This window comes from Pseudoalteromonas sp. Isolate3 (assembly GCF_022398505.1).
In the GTDB taxonomy this organism is placed as follows: Bacteria; Pseudomonadota; Gammaproteobacteria; order Enterobacterales; family Alteromonadaceae; genus Pseudoalteromonas; species Pseudoalteromonas apostichopi.
Map to the genome: position 1 here is coordinate 1 of NZ_JAKEVN010000199.1, position 3681 is coordinate 3681.

Annotated in this window: 2 protein-coding genes; both read left to right on the top strand. The window is 40.9% G+C overall.

From position 1 onward, the window contains the following. Window positions 1-65: 65 nt before the first annotated feature. Window positions 66-2498 carry a VolA/Pla-1 family phospholipase gene (locus tag L1D46_RS20035; RefSeq protein ID WP_178927049.1) on the top strand — a complete coding sequence of 811 codons (2433 nt, stop codon included), beginning with the start codon at window positions 66-68 and terminating at the stop codon, window positions 2496-2498. Window positions 2499-2613: 115 nt separating this feature from the next. Continuing rightward, window positions 2614-3630: a protease SohB gene (gene sohB / locus L1D46_RS20040; protein ID WP_178927048.1), complete on the top strand. Its 1017-nt coding sequence runs from the start codon at window positions 2614-2616 to the stop codon at window positions 3628-3630. Window positions 3631-3681: the final 51 nt, after the last annotated feature.

Genomic DNA, 3681 nt, shown 5'->3' on the forward strand with positions numbered 1-3681 from the left:
GTAGTAGAATAACTACTTTTTACCTTGAACACACAATAACAATAAGATTTGCGCGGAGCGAAATTATGAAAAAACTGCTACTTTCACTAGCCATTGCGTCAGCCATTACTGGCTGTGGTGGAGGGGAAACATTAGAAGATGTAAAAAATGATAATCCACCTGTTCTCCCAACCGCGACAGTAAAATTTGACCCAGCAAATAGTGTGATCTCAGTACCAAATGATTTATTAATGAGTGGTACTCTTGATGGCACTTTAAACATGCCAGGTGAATTAGATGACAACAATGTTAGTGTTGAACGTGCAGCGTATGCTGATCCACAACTTGCACTTGGCGCACTTGATGGTTGGTCAACACAAACTCCGTTTAAAATCGATTTAACTTTTCCTGCGGGTATCTCACTTGATACGGCATCTGCTGCTTCTCCTGGTGCAGTACGTATATTTGAAGTAATCATGGGCGCAAGCCAAACAGATGAAACTTGTTCGCAAGTGCCTGCGGGTATTGCCTGTAAATTGGTGTCTGAATTAACCTTTGGTGTTGACTTTATTACTCAAGGTTCTGGCGATGCTGTGGCTGTGATCCCACTTAAACCGTTCAAAGCTGGTAGTACCTATATTAACGTTTTAACAACGTCATTAATGGACTCTGAAGGACGTTCAATTGAGCCTTCTTCAACTTACGCGTTAGTGAGCGAAGAGACAGCACTTATCACTGATTCACAGAAGTCACTTCAAGCGGTTATCAATAGCTATGAAGATGCAGTGACATCAGGTGGTGCAATCACAAAAGATGAAATTATCTATTCAGCAGCGATGACAATGCAGTCAGCAGGTCAAGTGCTTGGTACAGTTAAGCAACTCCTAGCAGCGAGTCTTTCGCAACCAGCCTTGCCGACACCTATGGTTCAAATTCCTGAGCAACCGGTTATTACAGTCGAGCAAGTATTTGCATCGCAAGGTATTACAGGTGTTTCACCCGTTTTTGGTGGGGTGCAATATCAAAAAGGTAGCGTGATGTTACCTATGTATTTAGCAACTCCTACAGGTAAAACGGTTGATGATTTATCTGCGACTTATTGGCAAGGGCTTTGTGACAGTGGTGTTGCTGTTTTAGGCTATGCAGCTGCAGCGGGTGATTCATTCCCAACCGATCCTATTAGCGAAACTGATGGCCTTTGTATGGCGTTAAGTGGAGGCAAGTTACGTGATTTAGGCTTAGATCAAACAAAACACTTAACTAAGTACAACACAATTCCAAAAACACAAAGCATTGCTAATGTGCCAGTGCAAATTACTAAACCAATTTTACCTGTTATTAATGCAGTGCGAGCTCAGCTTGGCTTAGACGCATTGAGCATGCCTGAGACAGGCTGGCCTGTTGTTATCCTTCAGCACGGCATTACTTCTAAAAAAGAAGATATGCTAGCAATTACAGCGCAATTAACAATGCAAGGTTTTGCAACGGCTGCAATCGATCACCCAATGCATGGTGAGCGTGGTGTAGATGTAGACGGCGACGGTACTGACGACTTTAATGCCTCTACAGGTTCTGTACTAAGTTACATGAATTTACAGTCTTTATTGGTAGCTCGTGATAGTTTACGTCAGTCTGTAGCTGATTTGCTTGGTTTGCGTTTAGGCTTGAACTTTACTGGTGCTGCTGATTTAAATGCGCAAGATGTATCATTCTTAGGACATTCATTAGGCTCTGTTGTTGCACCAGCTTTTGTTGCTGTGACTAATGCACCTTTAGCAGCTCAAGTTGACCCAATGTTCAACGTTAAAAGTGTAGCTCTTGCCAGTGGTGGCGGTGGTATTGCAAACTTCTTGATTGAATCAAATACATTTGGTCCTTTTGTACAAGGTTCTGTATTACTTGCGGCTGGTACTGCAGAGTCAGCAGAGTTTGGCGCTTATACTCAAAATGAAGCATTATCTAACTGTGGTTCACTTGCTTCAAATCAAACAGCTTATGTTACATGTGCTTATAAAGAGTACATAGGTTCGTTAACAGTAGCTGGTGAAACCGAAAAATTAGCTAACATTCAAAGTGTGGTAACTCAGTTTGCATTTGCAGCTCAAACAGCGCTTGATAGTGGCGACCCTTCTAACTATGCAGCATCAGTTGCAGCTCTTGGCACACCAGTTTACATGAGTGTAGTTGTCGGTGATGGTGCGAACAATAATGCTGATATGGTTATTCCACCAATGGTAGCGAGTAATCCAATTGCAGGTAGTTTACCTCTTGCTAATCTAATGGGTTTAACAACAGTTGCACAAACACAAGGCCCAACAGCGGACGCAATGAGCTATGTTGTTAAATTTACCAAAGGTCACCACAGCTCAGTATTAACACCTGTTGCTACACCTGACTCAGGCGCAACGGCCGAAGAAAGTGCTGCAGCAACGGCTGAAATGCAATTGCAAATCGCGACTTTCTTAGCAAGCCGTGGTCAGTATCTTCAGGTTACAAACTCAGATGTTGTCACTGAATAAACGAAACCTTGTTAATTAAGTAATAACCAATTAAGTAAAAAGCCACTTCATGTGGCTTTTTTTTGCTTTAAAGCGTGGTAAATTGTGGCGAATCATTAATAAATGGAGAGTTTGATTGGAATTTTTATACGAATATGGGTTATTTTTTGCCAAGACCCTCACATTTGTCATCGCAATTGCAGTGATTGTTGCCATTATTATGGGCGCTGCAGTGAAACCCAAAGCTAAAAAAGGTGAGATAACAATTGATGACTTAAGTGAACAACTTGACGATTTAAAGCAAAGTTTTATTGAAAACACCCTTTCAAAGAAAGAGCTTAAAGCACACCACAAGCAGCAAAAACTCGAGGCCAAAAAACAGCAAAGCGACGAGCCAAAAGCGCGCTTATATGTCATAGATTTTAACGGCAGTGTTGATGCTCATGAAGTAGAAAGCCTAAGAGAAGAAATTACGGCTATTTTAACTATTGCTGATAAAGAAAAAGATCGCGTGCTTATTCGTCTAGAAAGTGGTGGTGGTGTGGTTCACGGTTATGGTCTTGCAGCATCACAGTTACAGCGCTTACGTAATGCCGAAATTCATTTAACTGTTGCCATAGATAAAGTAGCAGCCAGTGGAGGGTATATGATGGCGTGTGTTGCCAATGAGATTGTCGCAGCACCATTTGCAATTGTAGGCTCAATCGGTGTTATTGCACAAATTCCTAACTTTAATAAAATCTTGAAAAAGAATGATGTGGATTTTGAGCAAATCACAGCGGGTGAGTACAAACGTACTTTAACTATCTTTGGTGAAAATACCGATAAAGGTCGTGAAAAATTCAAAGAAGAAATTGAACAAACTCACGGTTTATTTAAAACCTTTGTTAGTAAGCAGCGTCCATCTCTTGATATTGATACTGTTGCTACAGGTGAGCACTGGTTTGCAACTCAAGCGTTTGATAAAGGCTTAGTTGACAAGATTGATACCAGTGATGACATTTTATTGAGCCAAGCTAAAGAGCGCCAAATCTTTAAAGTGAAATACCGTATTAAGAAAAATTTAAGTGACAAATTAGCTATTGGTTTAAGTTCGGGTGTAAGTAAAGCGGGTGTGAGTTTAATGTCTCGCTTAAAAGGCTTAAACCCTTAGGTTGTGCTAAATATAAAATTAAAATAAAAAACCCGCTGTTCAAGCGGGTTT

Coding starts and splice junctions, on each gene's coding strand:
- L1D46_RS20035 (WP_178927049.1), top strand. CDS start 66: ATGAAAAAACTGCTACTTTCACTAGCCATTGCGTCAGCCATTACTGGC.